The 26,297-nt window shown below is 31.3% G+C and carries 28 protein-coding genes and 2 pseudogenes; 17 read left to right on the forward strand and 13 right to left on the reverse strand.

All coding sequences use genetic code 11. From position 1 onward, the window contains the following. A pseudogene (locus KA878_RS09565) lies at nucleotides 1–81 on the reverse strand (IS6 family transposase); the annotation flags it as partial. 31 nt (nucleotides 82–112) lie between these two features. Here KA878_RS09565 and KA878_RS09570 point away from each other — a divergent pair. Further along, nucleotides 113–379 (forward strand): cation transporter dimerization domain-containing protein, encoded by a 267-nt coding sequence (locus KA878_RS09570; RefSeq protein ID WP_479692392.1) that lies wholly within the window; start codon nucleotides 113–115, stop codon nucleotides 377–379. Nucleotides 380–419: 40 nt separating this feature from the next. On the opposite strand, the gene KA878_RS09575 is transcribed toward KA878_RS09570, so the two are convergent. Next, nucleotides 420–695, reverse strand: coding sequence for a glutaredoxin family protein (locus tag KA878_RS09575; protein WP_039259027.1), 276 nt, complete (start codon nucleotides 693–695; stop codon nucleotides 420–422). 174 nt (nucleotides 696–869) lie between these two features. Here KA878_RS09575 and KA878_RS09580 point away from each other — a divergent pair, with 174 nt between their 5' ends. The 5 genes and pseudogenes from KA878_RS09580 to KA878_RS09600 all read left to right on the forward strand — a co-directional run bounded on the left by KA878_RS09580 (nucleotide 870) and on the right by KA878_RS09600 (nucleotide 5,223). Further along, on the forward strand, nucleotides 870–1,145 hold the full coding sequence (locus tag KA878_RS09580) for a metal-sensing transcriptional repressor (RefSeq protein WP_001831396.1): 276 nt from the start codon (nucleotides 870–872) through the stop codon (nucleotides 1,143–1,145). A gap of 14 nt (nucleotides 1,146–1,159) precedes the next feature. Next, nucleotides 1,160–3,547 carry a heavy metal translocating P-type ATPase gene (locus tag KA878_RS09585; RefSeq protein ID WP_002452570.1) on the forward strand — a complete coding sequence of 796 codons (2,388 nt, stop codon included), beginning with the start codon at nucleotides 1,160–1,162 and terminating at the stop codon, nucleotides 3,545–3,547. A gap of 33 nt (nucleotides 3,548–3,580) precedes the next feature. Then, nucleotides 3,581–3,790 carry a copper chaperone CopZ gene (gene copZ / locus KA878_RS09590; protein ID WP_001831373.1) on the forward strand — a complete coding sequence of 70 codons (210 nt, stop codon included), beginning with the start codon at nucleotides 3,581–3,583 and terminating at the stop codon, nucleotides 3,788–3,790. Between the two features lie 63 nt (nucleotides 3,791–3,853). Further along, nucleotides 3,854–4,517: pseudogene (locus KA878_RS09595) on the forward strand (hypothetical protein). Between the two features lie 178 nt (nucleotides 4,518–4,695). Further along, nucleotides 4,696–5,223: a GNAT family N-acetyltransferase gene (locus KA878_RS09600; RefSeq protein WP_058703205.1), complete on the forward strand. Its 528-nt coding sequence runs from the start codon at nucleotides 4,696–4,698 to the stop codon at nucleotides 5,221–5,223. Nucleotides 5,224–5,687: 464 nt separating this feature from the next. Here KA878_RS09600 and KA878_RS09605 read toward each other — a convergent pair whose 3' ends face one another. Genes KA878_RS09605 through copB form a run of 3 tightly spaced genes read right to left on the reverse strand, consistent with a single transcriptional unit; the run spans nucleotide 5,688 to nucleotide 9,824 of the window. After that, on the reverse strand, nucleotides 5,688–6,236 hold the full coding sequence (locus KA878_RS09605; RefSeq protein WP_031797805.1) for a DUF1541 domain-containing protein: 549 nt from the start codon (nucleotides 6,234–6,236) through the stop codon (nucleotides 5,688–5,690). 20 nt (nucleotides 6,237–6,256) lie between these two features. After that, nucleotides 6,257–7,711: a multicopper oxidase family protein gene (locus tag KA878_RS09610; protein ID WP_193839972.1), complete on the reverse strand. Its 1,455-nt coding sequence runs from the start codon at nucleotides 7,709–7,711 to the stop codon at nucleotides 6,257–6,259. Nucleotides 7,712–7,727: 16 nt separating this feature from the next. After that, nucleotides 7,728–9,824 (reverse strand): copper-translocating P-type ATPase CopB, encoded by a 2,097-nt coding sequence (copB, locus tag KA878_RS09615; RefSeq protein WP_193839971.1) that lies wholly within the window; start codon nucleotides 9,822–9,824, stop codon nucleotides 7,728–7,730. A gap of 266 nt (nucleotides 9,825–10,090) precedes the next feature. Here copB and KA878_RS09620 point away from each other — a divergent pair, with 266 nt between their 5' ends. From KA878_RS09620 to KA878_RS09630, 3 genes are read left to right on the forward strand one after another with little or no spacing between them, the layout of a single operon-like run. After that, nucleotides 10,091–10,684: a recombinase family protein gene (locus KA878_RS09620; protein ID WP_000690635.1), complete on the forward strand. Its 594-nt coding sequence runs from the start codon at nucleotides 10,091–10,093 to the stop codon at nucleotides 10,682–10,684. Beyond that, nucleotides 10,656–12,098, forward strand: coding sequence for a Mu transposase C-terminal domain-containing protein (locus KA878_RS09625; RefSeq protein ID WP_000790716.1), 1,443 nt, complete (start codon nucleotides 10,656–10,658; stop codon nucleotides 12,096–12,098). The genes KA878_RS09620 and KA878_RS09625 overlap by 29 nt, the downstream gene beginning before the upstream one ends. Continuing rightward, entirely contained in the window at nucleotides 12,091–12,906 is an 816-nt protein-coding gene (locus KA878_RS09630) for an AAA family ATPase (protein WP_000164962.1), read from the forward strand. The genes KA878_RS09625 and KA878_RS09630 overlap by 8 nt, the downstream gene beginning before the upstream one ends. 276 nt (nucleotides 12,907–13,182) lie before the next feature. On the opposite strand, the gene KA878_RS09635 is transcribed toward KA878_RS09630, so the two are convergent. After that, nucleotides 13,183–13,383 (reverse strand): hypothetical protein, encoded by a 201-nt coding sequence (locus KA878_RS09635; protein WP_000896836.1) that lies wholly within the window; start codon nucleotides 13,381–13,383, stop codon nucleotides 13,183–13,185. 5 nt (nucleotides 13,384–13,388) lie between these two features. Next, nucleotides 13,389–14,183, reverse strand: a complete 795-nt coding sequence (locus KA878_RS09640) for a ParA family protein (RefSeq protein ID WP_193839993.1) — start codon at nucleotides 14,181–14,183, stop codon at nucleotides 13,389–13,391. Between the two features lie 642 nt (nucleotides 14,184–14,825). Between KA878_RS09640 and KA878_RS09645 the strand changes: the two genes are divergently transcribed. Further along, nucleotides 14,826–15,761, forward strand: a complete 936-nt coding sequence (locus KA878_RS09645; protein WP_193839992.1) for a replication initiator protein A — start codon at nucleotides 14,826–14,828, stop codon at nucleotides 15,759–15,761. Here the strand turns inward: KA878_RS09645 and KA878_RS09650 are convergent. The 4 genes from KA878_RS09650 to KA878_RS09665 all read right to left on the reverse strand — a co-directional run bounded on the left by KA878_RS09650 (nucleotide 15,752) and on the right by KA878_RS09665 (nucleotide 18,443). Continuing rightward, entirely contained in the window at nucleotides 15,752–16,321 is a 570-nt protein-coding gene (locus tag KA878_RS09650; RefSeq protein ID WP_193839991.1) for a replication protein, read from the reverse strand. The two genes, KA878_RS09645 and KA878_RS09650, sit on opposite strands and share 10 nt — an antisense overlap. Nucleotides 16,322–16,444: 123 nt before the next feature. Next, on the reverse strand, nucleotides 16,445–17,047 hold the full coding sequence (locus KA878_RS09655) for a hypothetical protein (protein ID WP_193839990.1): 603 nt from the start codon (nucleotides 17,045–17,047) through the stop codon (nucleotides 16,445–16,447). After that, entirely contained in the window at nucleotides 17,047–18,123 is a 1,077-nt protein-coding gene (locus KA878_RS09660) for an ATP-binding protein (protein ID WP_193839989.1), read from the reverse strand. The genes KA878_RS09655 and KA878_RS09660 overlap by 1 nt, the downstream gene beginning before the upstream one ends. After that, nucleotides 18,123–18,443 (reverse strand): hypothetical protein, encoded by a 321-nt coding sequence (locus tag KA878_RS09665; RefSeq protein WP_193839988.1) that lies wholly within the window; start codon nucleotides 18,441–18,443, stop codon nucleotides 18,123–18,125. Before KA878_RS09665 ends, KA878_RS09660 begins: the two co-directional genes overlap by 1 nt. A 148-nt stretch (nucleotides 18,444–18,591) precedes the next feature. Here KA878_RS09665 and KA878_RS09670 point away from each other — a divergent pair, with 148 nt between their 5' ends. From KA878_RS09670 to KA878_RS09680, 3 genes are all read left to right on the forward strand, one after another. Next, nucleotides 18,592–19,776 (forward strand): hypothetical protein, encoded by a 1,185-nt coding sequence (locus tag KA878_RS09670; RefSeq protein WP_193839987.1) that lies wholly within the window; start codon nucleotides 18,592–18,594, stop codon nucleotides 19,774–19,776. A gap of 222 nt (nucleotides 19,777–19,998) precedes the next feature. Next, entirely contained in the window at nucleotides 19,999–20,646 is a 648-nt protein-coding gene (locus tag KA878_RS09675) for a hypothetical protein (protein WP_228481688.1), read from the forward strand. Between the two features lie 138 nt (nucleotides 20,647–20,784). Then, the gene (locus KA878_RS09680; RefSeq protein WP_080352382.1) at nucleotides 20,785–20,880 is read left to right on the forward strand and encodes a type I toxin-antitoxin system Fst family toxin; all 96 of its coding nucleotides are present in this window, start codon (nucleotides 20,785–20,787) and stop codon (nucleotides 20,878–20,880) included. Nucleotides 20,881–21,051: 171 nt separating this feature from the next. Here the strand turns inward: KA878_RS09680 and KA878_RS09685 are convergent, their stop codons facing one another. After that, nucleotides 21,052–21,963, reverse strand: coding sequence for a hypothetical protein (locus KA878_RS09685; RefSeq protein ID WP_193839986.1), 912 nt, complete (start codon nucleotides 21,961–21,963; stop codon nucleotides 21,052–21,054). Between the two features lie 380 nt (nucleotides 21,964–22,343). On the opposite strand from KA878_RS09685, the gene KA878_RS09690 reads away from it, so the two are divergent. The 4 genes from KA878_RS09690 (at nucleotide 22,344) to KA878_RS09705 (ending at nucleotide 25,301) form a co-directional block, all read left to right on the forward strand. Then, nucleotides 22,344–22,952: a recombinase family protein gene (locus KA878_RS09690; RefSeq protein ID WP_000583528.1), complete on the forward strand. Its 609-nt coding sequence runs from the start codon at nucleotides 22,344–22,346 to the stop codon at nucleotides 22,950–22,952. 393 nt (nucleotides 22,953–23,345) lie between these two features. Beyond that, nucleotides 23,346–23,666: an ArsR/SmtB family transcription factor gene (locus KA878_RS09695; protein ID WP_072324278.1), complete on the forward strand. Its 321-nt coding sequence runs from the start codon at nucleotides 23,346–23,348 to the stop codon at nucleotides 23,664–23,666. A 62-nt stretch (nucleotides 23,667–23,728) separates the two neighbouring features. Next, complete coding sequence (locus tag KA878_RS09700; RefSeq protein WP_001837444.1) at nucleotides 23,729–24,664, forward strand: cation diffusion facilitator family transporter; 936 nt, start codon at nucleotides 23,729–23,731, stop codon at nucleotides 24,662–24,664. Between the two features lie 211 nt (nucleotides 24,665–24,875). Then, nucleotides 24,876–25,301 carry a CHAT domain-containing protein gene (locus KA878_RS09705; protein ID WP_001837443.1) on the forward strand — a complete coding sequence of 142 codons (426 nt, stop codon included), beginning with the start codon at nucleotides 24,876–24,878 and terminating at the stop codon, nucleotides 25,299–25,301. Between the two features lie 481 nt (nucleotides 25,302–25,782). Here KA878_RS09705 and KA878_RS09710 read toward each other — a convergent pair whose 3' ends face one another. After that, a complete protein-coding gene (locus KA878_RS09710; RefSeq protein ID WP_017176713.1) occupies nucleotides 25,783–25,878 on the reverse strand; it encodes a type I toxin-antitoxin system Fst family toxin in 96 nt (31 codons plus the stop codon). Between the last annotated feature and the right edge of the window lie 419 nt (nucleotides 25,879–26,297).

Consider the following 26,297-nt stretch of genomic DNA (forward strand, 5'->3'; position numbering starts at 1 on the left):
ACTCAATGCATATCTTAGATAGTAGCTAACGGCTACAGTGATAACATCCTTGTTAAATTGTTTATATCTGAAATAGTCCATACAGAAGACTCCTTTTTGTTAAAATTATACTATAAATTCAACTTTGCAACAGAACCAAAATATTCATGACTTTCATGTTTGGTCAGTAACTAGCGGATTAAACGCGTTATCTTGTCATATTGTTGTAGAAGATACAATGACCATTACTGAAAATGAGTTTTTACTTAAACGTATAGAACATGAACTCAATCATCAAAATATTCAACATGTCACAATACAGACTGAAACTTCTAACAATAATCATAGTGAAAAATTGTTTTGTATCGTGAAAGAAGAAGACAGTCAACATCATCATTAAATAAACAGCCATTATTTTTTAATAATGGCTGTTTATTTAATTATTTCAATATATTTAATATATCTTTTTTGTTATTTTCAAATCCCACGTAATATTTAAATAACTTTTTTTTACCCCAAAAATTTTTTTTATAAAAAGCAAATAAGGGAACAATTCGGTTGCCTGATATTTTTTTCATTTCTTCTTCTAAGTCCAAATTTTGACTTACATCTTTATGACTATAACTAATCTCTTGAGAGTTTAAATACCTTTTTGATTCTTGGCAATCAGAGCACGTAGGTCTTGTGTAAAGCTCAAGTTGTATATTTTTATCCAAATATATCTCTCCTAATATAAGTTTTAGCATACATTTTATACAAGTGTACCTCTTAAAACAAACTTTAAATATTAATTTTTTATATGAAACTTTTGTATTGACTTATACCTACCGGGGGTATAATATAGGTTTCAATAAGACATACCCCAGCAGGGTATACGAGGAGGGGTGAAATTGAACACTACTACTGTTAAAAACAATGACGCATTGCTCAATAGACTCAAAAGATTAGAAGGACAAATGCGCGGTTTACAATCAATGATAGCAGAAGATAGATATTGTATAGACGTACTAGTACAAATAACAGCAATACAATCAGCCCTAAAACAAGTGGGTTTTATAGTAACTGAAGACCATATATCTAATTGTGTAAGTGAAGGTATTAAAAATGGCAACGGAGAAGAAAGTATCAAAGAATTGATGGTTGTATTAAAACAATTTTCAAAATAGGAGGAAAGAAATAATTGAGTGAAAATATTAAAAAAACCTCATTAGGTATCACAGGCATGACATGTGCAGCTTGCTCGAATAAAGTAGAAAAAAATCTAAATAAATTAGATGAAGTTAACGCTAATGTAAATCCTTCTACAGAGAAAGCTACAATTGAATATAACCCCAATGTTACATCATTAGAAGATATTGCAAATACAATTCAAAAAACAGGTTATGGAGTTTTAACCGAAAAAGTGGATCTCGATGTAATGGGAATGACGTGTGCAGCTTGTTCGAATAAAATCGAAAAAGTTTTAAATCGAATCTCAGGTGTAAATAAGGCTACAGTTAATTTAACCACAGAAAGTGCTACTGTAGAATACAACCCTGATATGACGTCTGTAGATGAATTTCAACAACGTATTAAAAATCTAGGATATGAAGCACAACCTAAAAAAGAAGCATCAGAAAAAAGTTCCCAAAAAGAAAAACAATTAAAACGACAGTTAATTAAATTAGTTGTTTCAGCTGTTTTAGCAGCTCCATTGTTAATGACAATGTTCGTTCATTTATTTGGTATTCAAATACCACATATATTTATGAACCCGTGGTTCCAATTTGTATTAGCAACGCCTGTTCAATTTGTTATTGGTTGGCAATTTTATGTAGGCGCTTATAAAAACCTTCGTAATGGGTCAGCAAATATGGATGTTCTTGTCGCTTTAGGTACAAGCGCAGCCTTCTTTTATAGTATTTACGAATCGATTAAGTGGTTAATTAATACAAATTATGAGCCACACCTATATTTTGAAACAAGTGCTGTATTAATTACTTTAATTCTTTTCGGAAAGTATTTAGAAGCACGTGCTAAAACACAAACAACAAATGCGTTAAGTAAATTGTTGAATTTACAAGCTAAAGAAGCACGTATATTACGCAACGGTGAAGAGACTATGGTTCCTTTAAGTGAGGTAAAAGAAGGAGACTATTTAGTTATCAAACCAGGAGAAAAAATACCAGTAGATGGCAAAATAATTAAAGGTATGACTTCAATTGACGAGTCAATGTTGACAGGTGAATCTATTCCTGTTGAAAAAATGCAAAATGATAATGTTATAGGATCAACAATGAATAAAAATGGAGCAATTACTGTTGAAGCAACAAAAGTTGGTAAAGATACAGCTCTTGCCTCCATTGTTAAAGTTGTCGAAGAAGCGCAAGGTTCTAAAGCGCCAATACAAAGACTAGCAGATATTATTTCTGGATATTTTGTACCTATCGTTGTAGGTATCGCGATTTTCACATTTATTATATGGATTTCATTAGTTCAGCCGGGGCAATTTGAACCAGCCTTAGTTGCTGCAATAGCAGTATTAGTTATTGCTTGTCCTTGTGCGTTAGGCTTAGCTACGCCTACTTCTATAATGGTGGGTACCGGAAAAGCTGCTGAAAATGGCATTCTATTTAAAGGTGGAGAACACATTGAAGGTACACATGCTATTAATACAGTTGTTTTAGATAAAACTGGCACTATAACAAATGGCACACCTGAAGTCACTGATTTTAGTGGAGATGATCAAACATTACAATTATTAGCTAGTGCAGAAAAAGGTTCTGAACACCCACTAGCTGAAGCTATCGTAAGTTATGCTAAAGAAAAATCATTAGAATTTTTAGAAGTAGATCATTTTGAAGCTATACCAGGGCGCGGTATAAATGCAACAATTGATGGTAAAGAACTTTTTGTTGGAAATCGAAAACTAATGAGTGAAAAAGGAATCCGAACTAATGAAGCTGAAACAAATCTCGCTCAATTTGAAAAAGAAGGAAAAACTGCAATGCTTATAAGCGTAGATAACGAATTGAGAGGGGTTGTCGCTGTAGCCGATACAGTTAAAGATACTGCCCAACAAGCTATTCAAAAACTTCATGAATTAGGTATTGAAGTTGCTATGTTAACTGGTGATAACAAACGTACCGCACAAGCAATAGCAAAACAAGTTGGTATAGACACGATTATTGCAGAGGTTTTACCAGAAGAAAAAGCTTCTAAAGTAGCAGAAATTCAATCTGAAGGTAAAAAAGTAGCTATGGTTGGAGATGGTGTCAATGATGCTCCAGCACTAGTTAAAGCAGATATTGGTATTGCCATTGGTACAGGTACAGAAGTTGCAATCGAAGCTGCTGATATAACTATTTTAGGAGGAGACCTTTTATTAATTCCAAAAGCAATAAAAGCAAGTAAATCTACAATTCGTAATATTCGCCAAAATCTATTTTGGGCGTTTGGTTACAATGTTGCAGGTATCCCTATAGCAGCAATTGGTCTGCTAGCACCTTGGGTTGCGGGAGCAGCAATGGCTTTAAGTTCTGTAAGTGTTGTCACAAACGCTTTACGTCTAAAACGTATGAAATTATAAGAATCTTATATTTCTTGAAAGGAGGTGACAACATTGACTAACGAAGTTATTAATGTAGAAGGTATGAGCTGTGACCATTGCAAGCATTCAATTGAAAAAGCATTAAATGGATTAGATGGTGTAACATCTTCAGAAGTAAGCTTGGCGAATGGGAATGTGGAAGTTGAATTTGATGAAAATCAAGTAGCTTTCAACGACTTTAAAGAAGCTATTGAAGATCAAGGTTACGATGTAATTAAATAATTTAAATAGTTGGGCATATCGTTTAATGATATGCCCTTATTAAAAATTAAGGAGGATAAAAATATGAATCATAATCATGAATATCATTCAAACAAACCCGAAATTAAAGCAAATGTTGTATATAGAGACGGTAATATAGAAATTACGTTAGAAGATGAATTTAATAATGCCCCATTATTAGATACTATGCATGAAAAAGAAATGCATTTCGTTTTCATGCATAGTATCTAATGACATGGAGAAATATTACCACCTACACCCTCAAAAAAAGCATGAAGGTTTATTTATAATTAACCAACAATTAGAGCCAGGAACTTACCATGCTTTTGTTGATGTTACACCAAAAAACCATGTGTATTACGTTCATCCTATTGAACTGCAAATTGGAGATAAAATAACCTCTAAAACATCTTTAAATTCTGATAAAAATTGGGTGAAAGTTAACAAAGGAGTTCATGTAACTTTAAATTCTATAAATGCTAAAGAAGATGAACATGTCCCTTTAACTTTCAATACAGAATTAACACCCCAACCTTATTTAGGAGCTTTAGGACATGTGATTATATTTGATGAGCAATTAACTGATTATATTCATGTTCACCCAGAATCACCTGATTCTACAACCTTTTATGCTCATTTTCCTAAAAAAGGGATGTATAAAATTTGGGCAGAATTTAAATTTAATGATGAAGTGCATAGATTTACTTATAATATTAAAGTTGCATAAATCTATTAGCAAAAGCTTAAAAATCAGTAAATTGTAAAGAGTTATTTAGATAATACAAAACGCTTTATAAAAAATCGAAAATTGATGAAGAAAGTATCAAAAAATTGTAGTGGTTGTTTATATTGCAACATTCACTGAATTTTTATAGTTAATAATCTATTATTTAAGGAGTAATTTATTGATTAAGTTTGAATATTTTGAGGAGAAAGATTTTGATTTATTAATAAACTGGATAAACTCTCCTGAACTTTTAGTCAAATGGGCAGGTACAGATTTTAATTATCCCCTAGATGAAGAACAATTAAAGGAATATATTATAGACACAAATAAAGAAAATGCTAGTAAAATAATTTATAAAGTTATCATTGAAGAAAATAATTCAAAAAAAATTATAGGTCATATTGCTTTAAATAATATAGATTTTAAAAATTGTTCCGCCACTTTAGGTAAAGTTTTAGTAGGTGATCCGCAAATGCGTGGCCAAGGATTAGGCCCTAAAATAATAAAGAAATTATTGAAAAAGGCTTTTGAAGATTTGGGATTACACAGAATTGAATTAGGTGTTTTTGCCTTTAATAAATCAGCTATAAAAAGTTACAAAAAGATTGGATTTATAAAAGAAGGAGAAAAAAGAGACTTTAGAAAATTAAATGGAGAATATTATAATTTATGGCAAATGAGTATGTTAGAAAGCGAATGGTCTTGAATAATTTTAAACAAAAATAGCCCTCTTATTTTAATAAGAGGGCTATTTTTGTTTATTTAGAGCGTACCCTAATCGAACCATTATCGATGCTAGCAAAACAGTATTTCTGTATGTATGATTAGAGTACTAAAAATGATCGTTTTTGACACAAAACCTCTTAATATAAAATTAAGGGTGTGACTTTACCTGCTAATTTAGAATAACTTTTCTTGATAAATGATAAAGCTCAATACATTCACTATTCCATTTTATATTTTTCGAAATTCCATTGATAAATTATAAAAGATCCCCTCATTTTCATTAAAATCATTTAATTTTTCTAAACAAATGGCCACTCTCATTATTGTGGATATGAGAGTGGCCATAAATTTTATTTGTTTACTTGTCTATTTAACAAAGGGGATTCTCATTGCATTTATCAATCACTAACTAAATACTTTAAAGAACTAAAAGGATAATTTAATTTATCTCGATTTTAGTTCGTTACTTGTCATCCATTTATGATTTTTAACCATTTTGTCATTTTCAGTTGATCTATAATCAACTACATAAACAGTTGTCTTATTTACATCATCTATTTTTGCTTCTGCCCCCTTCATACCTGGCATATGGTCAGCTTCTAATTTAACTGTATCACCTTTCTTAAAGCCATTTTCAGGGGCATCGGCAACTTCTTCATTAACAACCCATTTATGATTACTGACCTTTTCATCCCCATTTGTGGGTGTATAGCTTACGACATAAGCATAAGTCTCATAAGCACCTTTTACAGTAGCTTCCGCATTTTTCATACCGGGCATATGTCCTGCTGTAATAGTAACTTCATCCCCTTTTTTAAATTTACTATCGTCTGTACGCTTCATATCATCTGGAGCCTTGCTTTCACTTTTATGTTCCATGTGTTCTTCTTCTTTTTGATCTTTAGAACCATTATTTTCTTCTTTACTACCCGTTGAGCAAGCTGATAATACTAATCCTGATGCTAATATAATAAATCCTAATTTTTTATACATATTTTAAAATTCCTTATTAATTATTTTGTTACTTTTACTTGTCCCATCATGCCATTATCTTCATGTTCAAGAATGTGACAATGGAACATATATGTTCCACTGTTTTTAAAAACAACTTCTATTTTGGCTTTTTGACCAGGTTTTAACGATATAACGTCTTTTTTTCCTCTCATATCTTTTGGAGGTGCTTTCCCATCCACTGATACAACTTTAAATTGGGTTCCATGGATATGAAAGGGATGCTTCATACCTCCCATTTTGTCTTTAACATTCTCAATTTCCCAAATCTCTTTTTGATTTTTCTTTTGTGTAAAATCTATTCTGTCAGGGTCGTACTTTTTATCATTAATAGTAACCTTATCATCCATACCTTCTAGTTTGATTTTCTTGTCTACTTTAGAAGTTGCCTCTTTATTATCTTTCGATTCTTTGTAATTTATTGGTAAAACCACGGTATCTTCGTTATCAACAAGATCAACTTCTTCACCTTTAATTTTAGATAAATCGACTATTATTTCTTTTCTTTCAGAAGGCGCTAGATTGATTTCATTTAACTGTTGTTTTTCCTCTAAATAACCACCATCAGAGGCAATGTATTCAAAACTTTGGTTGTTACTTAATTTAAGGTTTAAATCTCGAGCGTTAGAACCATTTAAAAGTCTTAAACGAACTTTTCCTTCTTTGGTTGTTAGTTTAGGGTTTACTTTCCCATTAACAACTACTGTATCACCTTGAGTTCCATCTATATCTTTTGTTTTTGAATAATTTAATTTTTTTGATATAAATGTTTTATCTTGAATAACTATCGGTAAATCATTTTCCCCATACTCATTAGGGTAATTTAAATTTTCATTATCTTCTATATATAATAGGCCAGATAATCCATTGTAAACTTGCTTAGCAGTATTTGGAGAAGGATGAGGGTGATACCATAAAGTGGCAGCTTCTTGTTCGACTTCAAACTTAATTATTTTTTCTTCCCCTGGTTTTATAACCTGAGAAGGGCCACCATCTACTTTTCCATCTACCTCAAGACCATGCCAATGAAATGTCGTATTTTCATCTAAATTATTAACTAATTTAATTTTTACTTTTTCACCTTTTTTAAGTTTTAAAGTTGGCCCTAGTATACTTCCATTATAACCTAAAGTATCAGAAAAGTTTCCTTTATAAAATTCTGTCTTCCCTTCCTGCGCCTTTAATATATAATTCTCATAACCATCTTTATCCTTTTCTGACTTTAAAACTTTAGGAAAAGTTATTTCATTTTCTCCTTGTGAAGAATTAAGTTTTTTTCTTTCATCATGTCCTCCCATATCCATTTCATCATGTCCTCCCATATCCATTTCATCATTCTGTTTTTGTTTGTCTTCTGTCATATTCATGTTCTGCTTACTTTCTGCTAATATATCATTAGATAATATAAGTAACATGGAAAACAAAGCAGCAAGAACTATAAATATATTTTTTTTCATCCGTTTTATACCTCTTTTATTTTAATTTTAAAGTAAATGCATTAATTGCTACGATAACCGTACTTAAAGACATTAACACTGCGCCTAAAGCTGGCGATAATATTAAACCAATAAAAGCTAATATGCCTGCTGCTAGCGGAACGGCGATAATGTTATACCCTGCACCCCACCATAAATTTTGAACCATTTTTCTCATTGTATTTTTTGAAAGGGATAAGAAATTGATAATATCAGAAGGATTACTTTTAACGAGTATGACATCCCCCGATTCAACAGCTACATCTGTCCCTGCGCCAATTGCCATACCAATATCTGCCCTAATAAGGCTAGGCGCATCATTGATACCATCTCCAACCATCATAACTTTGCTACCATCATTCTGATAATCTTGGATAATACTTTCTTTATCTTCAGGCATCAATTGTGCGTGAATGTTACTAATACCTAATTCTTCAGCCACTGTTTGTGCCACTTCTTTATTATCGCCTGTAAGCATGACTGGCGTAATGTTTCTCGATAATAAATCGGAAACCATTTGTTTTGAACTTTCTTTAATTTTGTCGCCTTGTGCGATAATACCAATAACTTGTCTGTCATGAATTAGATAACTAATAGAGTTACCTTGTTCAGCAAGATTCTTAAATTGTTCTCTATTATAGTCAAAATTGCTTTTATCGAGATAAGAAACATTAACTATTTTGAGTTTTTTATTATCAACTGTGCCTTCTAACCCTACACCTGGAATATTATTAACTTCTTGAGGAATAGCATATGAAATATTTTTGCCTTTAGCAAAATCAACAATACCAGTGGCAAGTGGATGATTAGAATTACTTTCTAATGAAGCAAATAGACTCAATATTTCTTCATTATTTAACTCGTCTGTAAAACTTTCATAGTGATTCACTGAAAAGTTACCTTCAGTTAGTGTCCCAGTTTTATCCATCATGATGTAATCAATGTGTTGTGCGATTTCTACAGATTCTCTGTTTTTAATGATTAAACCATTATGTGCGCCTATAGAGGTAGAACGTGCTGTAACTAAAGGTATTGCCAAGCCTAATGCATGTGGACAAGCAATGACTAATACGGTTACTAGCCGTTCAAGTGCGAAATCGACGTTGTTTTGAATAAGCATCCATACAATAAATGAAATCAGGCCAATACCTACTGCAAAGTAAAACAAATAACCTGCGACTTTATCAGAGAGGAGTTCAGCTTTTGACTTATCGTTTTGAGCTTGGTTAACAAGACCCATAACTTGAGATAGGTAGCCATTTTCACCCGTAGCAGTCACTTTAACTTGTACTGTACCTGAACCATTAATTGAACCTCCAATAACATCATCATTATGAGTTTTATGAACTTTTTTTGATTCGCCAGTAACTAATGATTCGTCAATTGATGTTTCTCCTTGAACAATGATTCCGTCTGTGGGTATACTTTCGCCTGCTCTGACTTCCACAATATCGTCAATATGAATATCTGATATTTTAACTTCTTCTCGTTGATTGTTATCAATCAGCTTCACTGCAGTATTAGGTAAAAGTTCTGCCATTTTCTTCAGTGCATTGCCTGCATTACCTACTGCGTTCATTTCAATCCAATGACCTAATAACATGATTAAAATTAAAGTCGCTAATTCCCAGAAAAAGTCCATTGTATGTGTGGATGAACCACTGAAGTTATTCATATAAAAGGCGTATAAACTATAAATATAAGCTACTGAAATACCTAGAGCAACAAGCGTCATCATTCCAGGTTTTTTAGTTGAAATTTCATCTTTAGCCCCTGATAAAAATGGCTTTCCTCCGTAAAAGAATAAAATTGTAGCAAGAATTAATACAATCCAATCTGACCCTGTAAATGAAATTTGAAACGGTAATTTAACTCCCATCATGGGCGATAAAATAATAATCGGTATCGCAAAAATCAAAGAAATAAAGAATTTACTTTTAAAATTTCCATGATGGTGATGTTCATGATTACCATGACTAGTGTGATTTTCATGTTCTTGATGACTATGATGCTCATGATTACCATGACTAGTGTGATTTTCATGTTCTTGATGACTATGATGCTTATGATTTTGGTGTTTTTTGTTATTCGACAAAATTAAACCTCCTAATTTTATATTTTTAAAGATAGTAATAAGACAATTTGAGTATAACATATACGGTATAGGGGTATATACCATTTGACTTTTTTATTTTGTAGTGTACAGAAAATAACCATTTTCTGTACACTCTCTTTTTATGTCTAAATAAGTATGTATTACATAGAATTATGTGTTCAAAAACCCAACAAAAAATCTATGTTCACAAAAGACCTTGTGATTAAGTTATGGTACACTGAAGATGTATATAGGAGGTTTGTATTTTGAAAATAGGTTATGCAAGAGTTTCAACTGGATTACAAAATTTAAATTTACAGGAAGATCGATTAAATACACATGGTTGTGAAAAAATATTTAATGACCATATGAGTGGTTCAAAAAGTAAAAGACCTGGTTTAGATAAAGCAATTGAATTTGCGAGGTCAGGAGATACCATTGTTGTTTGGAGACTAGATAGACTAGGACGTAACATGGAGGATTTAATCACATTAGTGAATGAACTTAACGAACGAGGCGTGAGTTTTCATAGTTTAGAAGAAAATATAACGATGGATAAATCAAGTTCTACAGGACAATTATTATTTCATTTATTCGCAGCATTTGCAGAGTTTGAACGGAATTTAATTTTAGAACGTTCTTCAGCTGGACGAATTGCAGCTCGTGCCAGAGGACGTTATGGTGGAAGACCTGAAAAATTGAATAAAAAAGACTTAAATTTACTCAAAACACTTTATGATAATGGCACCCCCATTAAAACAATTGCAGAACAATGGCAAGTTTCACGTACAACAATTTATCGTTACCTCAATAAATTGGAGGACAAGGAAGATGAAAAACAAGGAGAAGTATCTAACTAATTTTTCTGAAGCCAAACGTAAAAAAGCTACTCAAAAGTACAATATTATAAAACCTTTTATCCTAGGCGAACAATCTTTATCAAGTATTTCTAAAAGTAAAGGGATTGCGTTAAGCACCCTTTATAGGTGGAATAAGTCATATAAAGAACAAGGACTTAAAGGACTAATCTATGCGACAAGAGCTGATAAAGGAACACGTAAAATAGAACCAAAGATAATTGATGAAATTGAACGCCTTGCGCTTATGAATAAAAGAAATAGTATAGCCACAATTCATAGGAAAATCACTAATTACTGTAAAGAAAATAATTTTGATATACCAAGTTATAAACAAATTTATAGTGTTATTAAAGCAATGCCTAAGTCTGTTATTGATTTCTCTCATCAAGGTGAAAAATACTATCAAAATAAGTACGATTTAATACAAATTAGAGAATCCTCGAGACCCAATGAAATATGGCAAGCAGACCATACTTTGCTAGATATCTTTATATTAGACCAAAAAGGTAATATCAATAGACCGTGGCTAACTATAATTATGGATGACTATAGTCGTGCAATTGCAGGCTATTTCTTAAGTTTTGATGCCCCCAATGCTCAAAACACAGCATTAACACTACACCAAGCAATATGGAATAAGAATGATACCAACTGGCCAGTGTGTGGTATACCCGAAAAATTCTATACAGATCACGGAAGTGACTTTACCTCAAATCACATGGAACAAGTCGCTATTGACTTGAAAATAAATTTGATGTTTTCAAAAGTTGGTGTCCCTCGTGGTCGTGGAAAAATAGAACGCTTTTTTCAGACAGTTAACCAAACTTTCTTAGAACAACTGCCTGGATATATAAACAATAATGATACTCCTAGTAATCTAATAGATTTTCACAATTTTGAAGAAAAACTACGTTACTTTTTAATTGAAGATTATAATCAAAAAGAACATAGTGCTATTCATACCACGCCTATCAGTCGTTGGAATAGTAATCACTTTTTCCCTAATATGCCAAGTAGCTTAGAACAACTTGATTTATTATTGTTGGAAATACCTAAATCTAGAAAAGTTCATTCAGATGGCATTCATTTTCAAGGTTTTCGATACAGTAATACTAATCTAGCAGCTTATGTAGGTGAATATGTACTGATTCGTTATAACCCAAATGATATGGCTGAAATACGTGTGTTTTATAGAGATGAATTTCTTTGTACTGCTATATGTCCAGAAATAGCTGATTACTCCATAGATATAAAAGACATACAGCACGCTCGTAGTCAGAGAAGAAAACACTTAAAACAAAATATTGCTAGTCCAAGTACCACAGAATTAATTAAGGAAGAAAAAAATTGTGGTTATTCACCTCAAGAAACGACTAAAAACGTCAAAAAATTAAAGAGGTATCGTAATGACTAAAAATCAGAATTTTATTGAAACGAAAGAGTATAAACGGTTTGCTGAATTTTGTGACGCTTGCATTAAATATCAATATATTGGTATCTGTTATGGTCAACCTGGAGTTGGGAAAACTTTATCTTCAAGATATTATACAAATTGGGATACAATCGAAAAACAAGTTAACCATAGAGGTTGGGAAGATCTAGCTAGTAAAACGACCGATGACATACTATCGGTGGATAAAATATTTTATACTGCACCAGCAGAAAAACAAACTAAATTAAGGAATGATTTATATAGTATTACTGCAAGCATTGATTTGGGTCAAAAATTACATGTTGTAAATAAGTATGGACATGAACATAGTAAACATTATAGTGATATGTTTAAATATATTGATTTAATTATAGTAGATGAGATTGATCGCCTTAAAGTGCAACATTTAGAGCAATTAAGAGCTATTTATGATGAACATAATTTAGCAATGATATTTATTGGTATGCCGGGCATAGAGAAAAAACTATCTCGTTATCCTCAACTATATTCGCGCATAGGTTTTGCGCATGAATTTGATAATCTAAGTAAAGATGAGACGCATCATATATTAGAATATAAGTGGCAAGATTTAGGATTTGATTTAAAACTCGAAGACTTTACTGATTATGAAGCAATAACGACGATTATTAAAATCACAAAAGGGAATTTTAGGCTGATTCATCGTTTATTTGCGCAGATAGACAGAATTATGGATATAAATGGTTTAGATAAAATAAGTACAGAAGTTGTAGAAACAGCTAGAGATAGTTTAGTTATAGGTATTCGATAATAGAAAAAGCAACGCATTTTAATATAGTGCGTTGCTTTTCTCATTTATTAGGTAAAGTCATTCTCATATATCGAATAAAGTGACACTCTTAATATTAAGTTAAGAGGTTTTGTGTCAAAAACGATCGTTTATAACGCAATCATGATGAGAGTATTAATACAGTTAATTATTTGAAATACTTTAGTTTACATAATCGATGATTATCAGAAGTTATTTAAGATAAGAGTGTGTCATTACAGTCTAAAGTAATGACACACTCTTTCAATATATAAAATACTAATACTTATTTTTTTCCAAAAATTCACCTAACACTTCATCAACTATAGCTTTTATAGATGTATCTTTATCTAATGCCATTTGATTTAGTCTTTTTTTTATATCAGTGTCCACTCTCATAGTCGTACTTTTAGATACCGGTTTATAATTTTCCGTATATTTTACCTCAGATGTATCTATGTTATCTAAAAATCCTGCCATAAATATCACTCACCTTCAATTAATCTAATTCTATCAACTAATTCTTCGTAGACTTTGTTAAACATATGTATAACTTTTTTGTCATGCATATCTTTATCTTTTATTCCATCAGCGGCAAATTTTTTTATTCTTTCTCTTTGATATATCTGGTTCTCAAAGAGTGCTTCAGAAAATGCTGATTTAGACATATCTAATATCTGTTTATCTACACGTCCACTTTTTTTAATTAATACTGGAACAGCGCCAACCAATTCAAATGATAAATCTGATTCTTTTTTTCGATCCCTTAAAAAATTAACAAATGAAAGACTACTTTCATAAGCAGATTGTTGTGTTTGAAATACCATTAAAATGTAATCACTTGCGTAAACAGCATTATTAGTGAAATCAGAGTTAATAGTAGGTGGTACATCAATAAATATATAGTCAAAATCGTGAATTTCTTTAATTTTTTCAACCACATTTTTTAAAATATATCTTTTCTTTATAATATCTGTCTTTGAAATGATATCGGATAAGTTAGCCAAAGATGAATCAGCTGGTAATAGTGATAATTTGGAAGTTAATTTCACAATACTTTGATCTATATTTCCATTTTTTAGCATGTTTATAAATGAAATCTTTTCGTCCTCAAATTCTGGATAAGTTCTTTTCATAATTTGAGTTGCATTTCCCTGAGGATCAAAATCTATTAAAAGTACTTTTTTATCATAATTTTCAGATGCAATATAAGAAAGTAACGTGGCTACTGTTGTTTTACCTACACCACCTTTAAAATTTCCAACTGTTATTATACTCAAAATAATACCTCCCATTTACTATGTCTTTGTTCTTTACATTAGTTCACTATCCTAATTGTTTTTGTTACATGTAACATGTTACTGTTAAAATTATTTTTTTTCAATCCTTACTTACTATGTCTTTGTTCTTTACATTAGTTCACTATCCTAATTGTTTTTGTTACATGTAACATGTTACTGTTAAAATTATTTTTTTCAATCCTTACTTACTATGTCTTTGTTCCTTACATTAGTTCACTATCCTAATTGTTTTTGTTACATGTAACATGTTACTGTTAAAATTATTTTTTTTCAATCCTTACTTACTATGTCTTTGTTTCTTACATTAGTTCACTATCCTAATTGTTTTTGTTACATGTAACATGTTACTTATAAGAAGTTACATAATTTATTGTTTCTTCTTATTTACTTTGTTACTATTAACTTAGATTTTAATAAAGTAAAAAGCGTTTAGTCGTTGGCCCGACTAAACGCTTTAGGTAATAAACGCTAACATATATACTCTAAATGATGCGTTGTTTATACAATAAGTACATATAATTATATAGTATAAACAATATGACTTCAAGAATGAGATATTATTAAATATAATAACGCGTCTTATTACCTCTATCTAAATATGAAAAAGAAGAGGTTTATATTATGTCAAAATTCAAAAAAATTTCTGCTAGTGAATTTGAAACATCTCGTTTTTACCAACTCCCAAAATTTTTATTTGAAGATGATTATTTTTCTAAAATGACAACTGACGCAAAGGTTATGTATGCTCTATTAAAAGATCGTTTTGAATTATCCAAAATCAATAACTGGATTGATGAAGAAAATAATATATATCTACTATATACAAATAAGCAATTATGTTCCATTTTACAATACGGAGAACCTAAAATTATCAAATTGAAAAAAGAGCTAGAAAAATTCAATTTAATTATAAATGAAAGACAAGGACTAAATAAACCTAACAAAATATACCTTTTAGAACCTAGTTATGACAAGGAACTAACAAATCGTAAGTTCCAGAACAAACAAATTGTTAGTTCAAGAACTAACGAAAATATAGTTCAAGAACTAACAATTTGTAAGTCTAATGATACTGAGAATAATGATACTGACTATAAAGAAACTGAGAATAATGATACGTATGATATGAATGATAATGAACATATAACTAATCACAATATATATCATTCAAATCATGCTAATCATCAATATAATGAATTTAATAAAAATGCTTTGAAATATCAATTACTTCAAGAAATTCCGGCTCAACTTCAAACATATTTAAGTAACTTTGAAGTTAATGAAATACGAATTATTAAAAGTGTCATACTTAAAGCTAAAACATCATTTAATAATGAGAAGAATACAATATACATGTTAGAAGACATTGAATTTGAAATGATTAATGTGCTTAAACGTTTTAAAGCAACTTTAATTCAGAAAAGTGAAAGTGTCGAAATGATGCAAGGTTATTTAATGCGTTCAGTTAAAACAGAACTCGAAGAAATGCACTCCTTAAATATGCGCCGTCAAAACGCGCCACAAAACCATATATTCGACACATCACACTATTTGTGATTGGACGTATGTCGTCTTGAATCTAAATATTTCGCAAAAAAATAAGTCCGTTGGATAATCAAATCTAAATAAGATAGATGATGTTGTCGCGCATACATTACTAAATCTTGAAATTCTATAAAATCTTGGTCTTCAATCATATCAATAATGTTACTAAACACTTCAGACTGACCTTGATCTAATAAAAATTTATTTAAGTCAAACCCACAACCACTTTCAATATCATTGACATCATAAGGTGTTTTATCTGGATTAGAGGCATGAATAAAATAATCAAACATGCCCTTAGGTGACATAATAATTTCAATATGGCTCGGTGTATTTAAGTGTTGCTGAAGTAATTCAGAAATTTGAGAATAACTTTTTAAAGAATCAAAGAATAAAGCACCGTGTTTATGTGACTTCTTAATTTCTCCTGTCGATCGATCAATATCTTGATTATGCCACGGACTTAAAATATAGGGGATATGCATTTGTTCCAAAATATCTCGATAGTTAGATGGCGTGCTTTCTTCATATATTAAGAAAGCCCACTTATTCGAACGTTTATCTTTCGTCATAATGGACATCCTTTCTGTGATTATTGATTAATGATGCCATGGGGGTCGTAGTAACCCCATGGCACTGTTAATAAACACAAGCGCTTGTGTTTATCACTTCGTGTACCACAGCGCATGTGTTTATTAACGTTTGTGACCTATAAACCATAGATAACGATGATGTCGTTGAGATGCTGAAAAGTAGTAATTAGGATGCATGTTGGTAATCTCTTCATGAATCTGAGGTTCAATGGTCTTTAATATTTCATGTGCCTGTTGCTTGCGAGGAATTTTAATCGCTACACGAACTTCATTTTGACGAACATCAACAATCGATTTTCCCACGACTTTATTAAAATAGCGTTCAACAGAATTTGTTTTAGTTTCGCCTGTTTGTTGCCAATCTTTTGATGATGTTGTGTCAATATCTTGTTTAAGATAATGTCGTAAAACCATTGTGTGATAGACAGATTTAATATGACTCGTAATTTGATCCTTCAATAAACGAATGATTAAATCGATAACCATTAATATCAATACTAATCCTAACAAGTAAAATGTAAGTTGATATAAACCGTTTGAAATGACTGTGATATAGTATGTGACACTTTGCATATCGATGATATCGATTTGAGATATAGCGATGTTCAATAGGTCAAAGAGTTTACTAAACATCACTGTCAAAATAGCAAATAAGAACAAGGAAATGATAATATCATACACACGCATGAAGTAGGTTTTCTTCATCACAATACACCTGCCTTCGTATAGTAAGTGGGACATAACAGGGGTAAGACTTGATAGGGAGATTCACTATCAATCACTTGAATCAGTCCCGTCCCTTTACCAATGGGTATCACAATACCTTCAGGGTCTAAATCAGGGAATAAAAATTGTGTTGTTTTTTTATTAATATTACCGATTTGAATCAGCACGTTGAGTTGTTCTCTAACAGAAACAGGAATCGTTTGATGATCAAACCGTTGAGACACCAGTAATAAATGGACTTTGGTTGCACGACCCAATAAGGCAATTTGTGATAGTAATGAAAAGAATGCGTCTTTAATGGTTTTATTGACACCTTCAGCTAAGGCTAGTACTTCATCAATTACAATGGTTAGGTGCTCAAATTGATAGTTTGGATCATCATAAAGAATGGTTTGACGCTGTTGAATAATTTGAAGGCAATGACTTAAGTTTTCATTAATTTCAGATAAAAAATCAGACTTAGATCGATTTTGATGTGGATGAATGACAGTAATATCATGGATACGTGCCCATCGACTCGGTGTATCAAACTTAGGATCAACAATAATAAGTTTAGATATGGGTTTTAGTACACTTAATAAGTACGTCAGCATATATGATTTACCACTGCCTGAATTACCTGCGATCGCTATGGATGTAATGTTTTGATAGTTTAACGTTAATTGTTTCATGATTGGAATTTGTTGATGTTTTAGTGTAGAAGTGAATTGATCTAAATCCGTAATCACTAAGCGTTCAGATATACCTTCTTGCCATGGAAAAAACAATGCACGTTGCGTGTGAATATCATCTGTGTCCATAGGAACGAAATACGCGGAGTTTTGTTTTAACAGTGTGAATTTGGGATATAATGCTGCACTCGCGATAAGAAATATTTTTTGATATAAGTTATCATCAATAATGTAGCCTGCAGGCAGGCGAGGAAGAAAGTAAAAACCTTCTTCCGTAACCTTGCAGGTAAAACTATTGGTATAACTAGTTTCGCCTTCCATCATTGACCCCAGTGCCATATTTAAACTTTGTAGGAGATATTGTTCGAGCTCTTTGGCTGTCATTATTTAACCTCCTTCAGATCTGAAGCTTTGAAGTAAACATCATATCGGATTTCACAAGCTTCTAGATTATCAAAAGTGATAACGCTCATATAATTCGGTAATCTCACTTCATTTTCGAATTTGACTGTGAAGGGGGGTAAACCTTCTTGAACAAACCAAGCTTTATACGCAATGATTTCCCCAGTCGGTTGGTTATTCTCAAAACGCTGTTGTGGATAAAGTTCTGTACTTAAGCTATAAATCGGCTTTTTATGATCAATGTAGTTAGACGCTATTTCAGTTGAATAGCCGCCTTTTTTGAAATTGGCTTGAATTTTCATGTGAAACATCCTTTCTATCCTATTGATGCGCATCATTTAGGAAATGTAAATAGAATTAATCAAAGATATCTGAGATTGATTAAATTTTCGCAAATGAAATGATAAAATAATAGGTGAAAAAATTTATTCGGTTTTTGGAGGTAATAGCGTGATTATCATTAATAACAAAGGTATCAATGATTTTGACTTTAGTTTTTGGATGAATAATCAATTAACTGCGGACAATATCGATGAAATTTTAGAAGCGTCTGATTTAAGTATGGAACAAGAATTTTTTAAAGATAATTATAAAAAAATTTTGGATATAGATGGTAAACAGGAAAGATGGTATTCTCTGGAAGAAGCTGCGTATATTATTAATGGAAATTATTTTTCAATTTATGAAGAAGATAGCAAAAAGCGAAATGTCACAACGGATTATGTTAAAAATAAAAGTAATAATATCTTAAATAATATACAAAATAGAACAAACCAAAATTGGAATGAATATCATTATCCCCAAAAAAGAAAGTTTGCATTCAAAAAAGCAAAGTATGTCAATGAAGATATGATCGATGAAATATTAAGAGATGATGTAACAAAACCTGAAAAAATAAAACAAGGTAATATATCAATCGCAGAGTTGTTACCTAACCAAAATAGAATAGCGGAATATATTAGATATAATGATTATATATATAATAAAAGTATAATGATAGATTATCTAAATCAATTAAGTAATACGCTGGCACAATCATTGGATGATGTACGTAATTTTTCAAATAAACTATCTCTCTTTAAATCTGTTATCAAAGTTTCTAGAGAAGCAGCAGAAAATATACACAGGAGTCAAGATATAGATAATAAAGAGAAGTATGAACTTCTGAAAAAAGAATATAGTAATTTATTAGAAAACTGCCTACGTTTTTCTAATAAATATTTAGATATACTAGACATAAAAAGTATTTTCAATATTTATGATACTAAGAAAATAGTCTTAAATATGTCTGATTATACAAAAATGTGGGAAATTACGGATGTTAATAATGAACAACCGATAAAGAATGATTTACAAAAATTTGTTGATTTGAAAAAGAAGAAGTATTCAAATAATGTACATTGGAGTAAAAATAAAATACTTAAACAATTAAATGAAATTGAAGTTAATCCTGTTGTTTTAAAAGAAGGGATTAGTGAAATAGAACGCGTGGCAGAGTGGATGTATAGAAATAAAACAAAAGTTGTTTATGGAATTATAAATAAAGAATTTGATGATGTTTATGAGCTACTTAACGGTATATTGAAGTCTGAATATACAAAACTTATGGGGTATATGAGAATATGGTATAACTAAAGCAAAAATTTATAAGTATTAATAAACTTTTATACACTTTAATTGGAGGAGTTAATGTGTATTTTAGAAATTTGGATTTCTTGATCGATCTATCTAAAATTTTTAACGAATTAGGCATTTTTTCAATAATATTCATTATATATGCTATTATTCAATTTCTAAGTAAAAAAATTTATATAAAAAACAAAAAAGGAAATGTTAAAAACACTGGTGAGCAATATAATGTTATACATATTTATAACATTAATGGCATTAATGTACTTGTTAGCAATGATTATTAAATCACTCAGTGCATATCCTAAAGAAGAAGTAATTAAATATATAACAGATTGGGATAAAATCAGTTTACCAATTATCATACTTATACTTTATTCGTCTTTATTTCCTATTTTTATACTTCCATTTGTAGGTAAAAGACGTAGAAAAAACTATTTTGTAGAAATTGTAAATAATTATATTATTAAAAGAGAAATTATAGATAGAGTGAAAATTAATGATAGAGATAAATTAATTCTAAAAGATGCGTTAGGGTATCAGACAGAAAAAGATGTTACAGGAATAACAGATTTAAAATTTAGTACATCCCAGAAAAAATATTGGTTAACGTTAGAAGACATTAAAATAGCTATGTGGAATATAAGAGATAAACATATAATATTAAAAATAATCGTATGTTTAATAGCATGGGGGATTCCTACAGGATACTTTATTTGGAATTTTATAAGTGTAATTGAAGATCAGGATAAAATAATGCACGCAAAAGATATATTTATGTATATAGGTCTTTTTACATTACCATTCTTGGTAACTGTTGAATTATGTGTAATTGCAGTTGTTATTACTAATAGCCTATTTAAAAAGAAAAAATAATATGTGCATTAACTTAAATTAGTATCAACATAAGTACACTTATCAGAAGTTACCTATCACCGTATATTCGGAGATGATATAATAGTGTAGTCGCCTATCTCTGGCGTCAAATTGACGTAGAGAGGAGGTGCATACGCAATGACCGACATCTTTGTAAACATCATGACCACAGCAGCAAGTGGTTGTATTGTTGCTTTATTTGCGCATTGGCTACGCAATCGCAACGATAAATAGGCGACTAGTCACACCAAAAAAATCCCCTAACTACTGGCATAGTTAGGGGATTTGGTGCATACATGCACGACATCTTTGTTAATGATATTATAACATCATAGTAGATAAGAATGCAAAGTAAATAATTAGTTCGTTAAGTCTATACTATACATTACAATGTTTTAGCAAGCACTAATTATTTTCTTTGTTTTTATTACGTCTTTCATTTGCCTTTGAATTTAATGCTTTTTTGAATTTTCTATGAGATTCCATAGAAGTATTTAAAAAGATATTTATCATATTGTCTGTACGATTTCCCTTAACAAATTCAGAAATGAACTGAGTTTGTGGCATTCTTTTTGGAGAATTGCGTTCTTTTTGCAATTTAGTAATCTCTTCTTTAATGTACACTCTTGTAATCAAATCAAGGCTAGATGTTTGATTGTAAGTAGTGAATAATTTTGGAACTAATAAAGTTTCTTTGTTATCAAAAAGAAATGGGGTGAATGTATATTCTTCCCATCTACCATAAATAGAAAAATAGTAATATGTCTCAGTGTTTTGGGAAAGAAAACTTCTCATTTCTGGAAAATCACGAAGTATAGATTTGTTAAAATCAATTATAATATTCATAATTATATTGATTGTTAAATCTGATAACTTGTCTCCACCAAAATTTTTGATTAGTGGTGTTTTTTGTGGAATTGTTAATTCATCATCATTCAAAATAATTGAAAGAATATCTTTATCCATAAATATCTTAATAAGCTCAGGTGCTGTAGTCCCTTTTCCAGAATTACCTTTTTTAGAAAATCCTAAACGTAAGTGATTCGGCTCTGAAAAGTGAGAAAATAGTTCTTGGAATTCTTCACGCTTTTTTTGGTCTGAAAAATCACTCTGATGTATCTCAATAATTTTCTTGAAAAAAACGTCGATTTGTTTTTTGGCTTTTTGGGCCAAAAAACAAATTTCTCCAGTTTCTCTATTAGATATTAGTTCAATAAGATTTGGGTCCACATATTGAAGTGTATCTTCCTCAATAGAAATATTTAAATAGTTAACTTCTTTAGGGTCGTGCTTCAGTTTATTACATAATAACGTCATTCTATATATCATCCTTATAATTTTAATATTTTTATTTACTTCTAATGTAGGATGATGTATTATTGTAATTGTCGATTTACAAAAAACATCTCTAAATTAAAAGCATCTTCTGATGTATAGATAGACTTAACTAGAGTATTATAACATACTTTTTGTGTTATGTAAATAAAAGCATCTGATCAATAATTATTGATCAGATGCTTTTATTTTTATATTGATCATTAACCTTCTTTAATGATTTGGAGCTTCAATTTGTTTATATATATTATCAAGAAACTTATATTATTAAGGGTACACCCTAACCATACAAAAAGAATTGTTGAAATTATAACAATTAAAACGTATGATTAGGGTGTATATTTATTATGGAGTGAAGATGAATGATTATAGGTTATGCGAGAGTATCATCGATAGATCAAAATTTAGAAAGACAATTGGATAATTTAAAGACGTTTGGTGTGGAGAAAATCTTTACAGAGAAACAGTCGGGAAAGTCAGTGGAAAATAGACCTGTATTTCAAGAAGCACTCAATTTTGTCAGAATGGGAGATCGATTCGTTGTGGAATCTATTGATCGTTTAGGACGTAACTATGATGAAATTATTGAAACTGTGAATTATTTAAAAGAAAAAGACGTTCAGTTAATGATTACCAGCTTACCTATGATGAATGAAGTAATTGGCAATCCATTACTGGATAAGTTTATGAAAGATTTAATCATTCAAATATTAGCAATGGTTTCAGAACAAGAGAGAAATGAAAGTAAACGTCGACAAGCGCAAGGGATTCAAGTTGCGAAGGAAAAAGGCGTATATAAAGGGCGCCCTTTACTTTATTCACCAAATGCTAAAGACCCACAGAAACGTGTTATTTATCATCGCGTGGTGGAAATGTTAGAAGAAGGCAAAGCGATTAGTAAGATTGCGAAAGAAGTTAATATCACAAGACAAACAGTTTATAGAATTAAACATGATAAGGGATTATCTTGATAAATTGATTGTCAATGCAAATGAGCGTCTCTCACAGTGTCTCTGCATATCGTTCAATTACACCTATTTGTCCTAATAAGATACCTGAACCAACAGCGAGCAGTATAATCAAGGTTTGAAACTTTTCTAATATTCCGATAAACGCACCTCTTTTCCATTTGAAATTTTTTATAAGATGAACCTTTCTGCAAACCAGTATAAGATAGTCTATCAATGATTGTCTTGAGTGCCAATTGAAGTAATAGAAAAAAGATAAATTTGGTGGTACTCATCATTACGAATATATTGACAATAGTGCTAAACATTTTTAATATATGAGTATATATAAATATAACCATATTTATATTAAGAGCTACCATTATGATTAGTAAGAGGTGAGCCATCATAAAAGATATTAACGAAAACAAAATTGTTGGTAATAAAAAAGGTCTTGATGAAGAAACTTTATTTGTTGTATCCCAAACTTTCAAAGCATTAAGTGATCCAACACGAATCAGAATACTGAATTTGCTGTTTCTTAAAGAATATTCCGTAAATGAGATTGCTGAAAACCTACATTTAAGACAATCCACCGTTTCGCATCAATTACGCTTTTTGAAAAATTTGCGCTTGGTCAAGTATAGAAGGGAAGGTACGACTCTATATTATTCCCATGATGATGCCCATGTAATGAACATGTTGAAAGAAACAATCAACCATGCTCGTCACCATTGACCAAAAAATTATATAAACCCATCTATTATACCCATCTATAAATATTAATAGGAGATGATTGAATGAGTCATGAACATAACCATACACATGGTGCGAACAAAAAAACCTTGATGATCAGTTTCATAATCATCACAGGATATATGATTATCGAAGCGATTGGGGGAATTTTGACCAATAGCCTCGCCTTACTAGCTGATGCGGGCCATATGTTAAGTGATTCAATTTCCCTAGGTGTCGGTTTGTTGGCTTTTATACTTGGAGAAAAAGCGGCCGATTATAGTAAAACATACGGATATAAACGATTTGAAATTCTTGCAGCTGTATTTAACGGAGTTACTCTGGTACTGATTGCCATCTACATTTTCTATGAGGCCTATCAACGTTTTACAGATCCACCTGAAGTCGCCTCTACGGGTATGTTAATCATCGCAACTATTGGACTACTGGTAAATATTCTTGTAGCATGGATTCTCATGCGAGGCGGGGATACGAAGGAAAACTTGAATATACGTGCAGCATTTTTACATGTGATAGGCGATCTGCTTGGATCGGTGGGGGCCATTATTGCGGCTCTGATGATCCTCTTCTTCAACTGGGGCTGGGCAGATCCGTTGGCCAGTGTGATTGTTGCAGTGCTTGTATTGATAAGTGGGTGGCGTGTGACAAAAGATGCCGTTCATGTATTGATGGAGGGTACCCCTAAAAACGTTGAAATTGACGCAGTGATTAAAACCATAGAGAGCATTCCAGGAGTAAATAATATGCATGATCTACATGTATGGAGTATTACAAGTGGCCAAAATGCACTTTCATGCCATGTGGTGGTAGATGGTACCATTTCTATTCAGGAAAGCCAGGAAATTCTGAGAACAATTGAAGACGAGTTGGAAGATGAGAATATTGGACATGCAACGATTCAGATGGAGAGTGAAAACCACCCTCATAAGGATTCTGTAATGTGCAGGGATGATGATATTACGCATAGTCATGAACACTAAAAAATAGAATATACCACTATAATGATCAAAAATGTTAGCAAGATAACGATTTTGACCTATAAATTGAAGATTTTTAATGTATACGATTTTATTAACTGTTCATAGTATTAGATAGAAAGAAAAAATTCGAGCTTCTGAATATCGTGAATCGATTAATCTGCATTCTCGTTGGGCGGTTAGGTCTAGTGATCTCCTACAAGCCATTAATGAGGTGAAACCTCATATTATCCATTTTAGTGGGCATGGGTCATCTGAACATGACATCGTTTTAGAAACTGCAGAAGGCAAACCGAGTTTTTTATCTAAAGAAAAAGTGACCCTTTTAATGAAAACCATGTCAGAGTCCATCAAATTAGTTATCTTTAATAATTGCTTTTCCAACGGCCAAGCCGAAATGGTGACAGAGCATGTTGGTTTTGCTATTGGAATGAATGAAGCAATTCAGGACGAAGCAGCCAAAGAATTTGCTGCACAGTTTTATTCTGCCCTAGGATTTGGTCATACTGTCCAAAAAGCATTTGAACAAGGCAAATTAGCGCTTAGCTTAGAAGGAATTGAAGGGGATGAAATACCTGAACTCTATTCGAGAGAAGGGTTAGATCCTAATGAGCATATATTGGTAAAACCGGACTTTTAATAACCACTTAGTAAAGTAAAAAAAGTTACTTTACATGCCCTCACCGATTGGTAGTTACTAAAATACAAGGTATGGCTGATGTGAATAGATTAGTATCAGCCATACCCTTTTATAAGAAGAGACTTTATACCATCAATATTCCTTTACGTAACAATTCGAAAATCTTGTCCAATTTCGGGCATATGTCTATCTCTCCAAATCAGTGCAGCTATTTTCTTGTAAACTTTGATTTTTAAAAGGAAAGTGTATTAATCCATTGGTATCTTGACGATTTTATATTTGAAAGACCCTGAATCGAGCTAAAAAGTTGGTAATAGACAAAAGGTAAAACTAACAAGAAAGTAAAAGGTTTAATTGGATAATTTAAAGAAAAAATGTTATAATCACATTAACAAGTAGAATGTTATGCATGAAACACCGAACCCCCAATCTATGTCAGTAGATTGGGGGTTTTATATGGTGTATTGGTTTAGTCATCTAGTCATTTATCACGACTGTCCAACCAATAAGCGAACAATGTGATGATTACACCAACAATAATGGGTGCAATCAACAATTCAAATAGAATGCTATGCATGATGTCACCTCCTTCCATGCTATCAGCACAGAAGTTAACTAGATGACCGTTATAATTCTATCACATCACCTAATTTAAAAGAACACAATGTCTTATCAGATAAGTCAACTTAACTCGACTATACAGTTGCTCCCTCGATTACAAATTTATAAATTCGCAAAAGAAATAAATTACTAGGGGAAGACGTTTATCACTTTAAAAGATGGTTTACATCAGTTTAAAGCTTTATTTTGCATAGGATTTTAAGAGACCAGTAACCTCTGCATTAAGGTTACTGGTCTTATAATTTTCCTCCATACTTTAAAAACTTCTTCTCTTCTGGTTTTAGATGATATTTAAGGTTCTGTTGCAAAGTTGAATTTATAGTATAATTTTAACAAAAAGGAGTCTTCTGTATGAACTATTTCAGATATAAACAA

The organism is Staphylococcus sp. GDY8P57P (assembly GCF_017892585.1).
Lineage (GTDB): Bacteria > Bacillota > Bacilli > Staphylococcales > Staphylococcaceae > Staphylococcus > Staphylococcus borealis.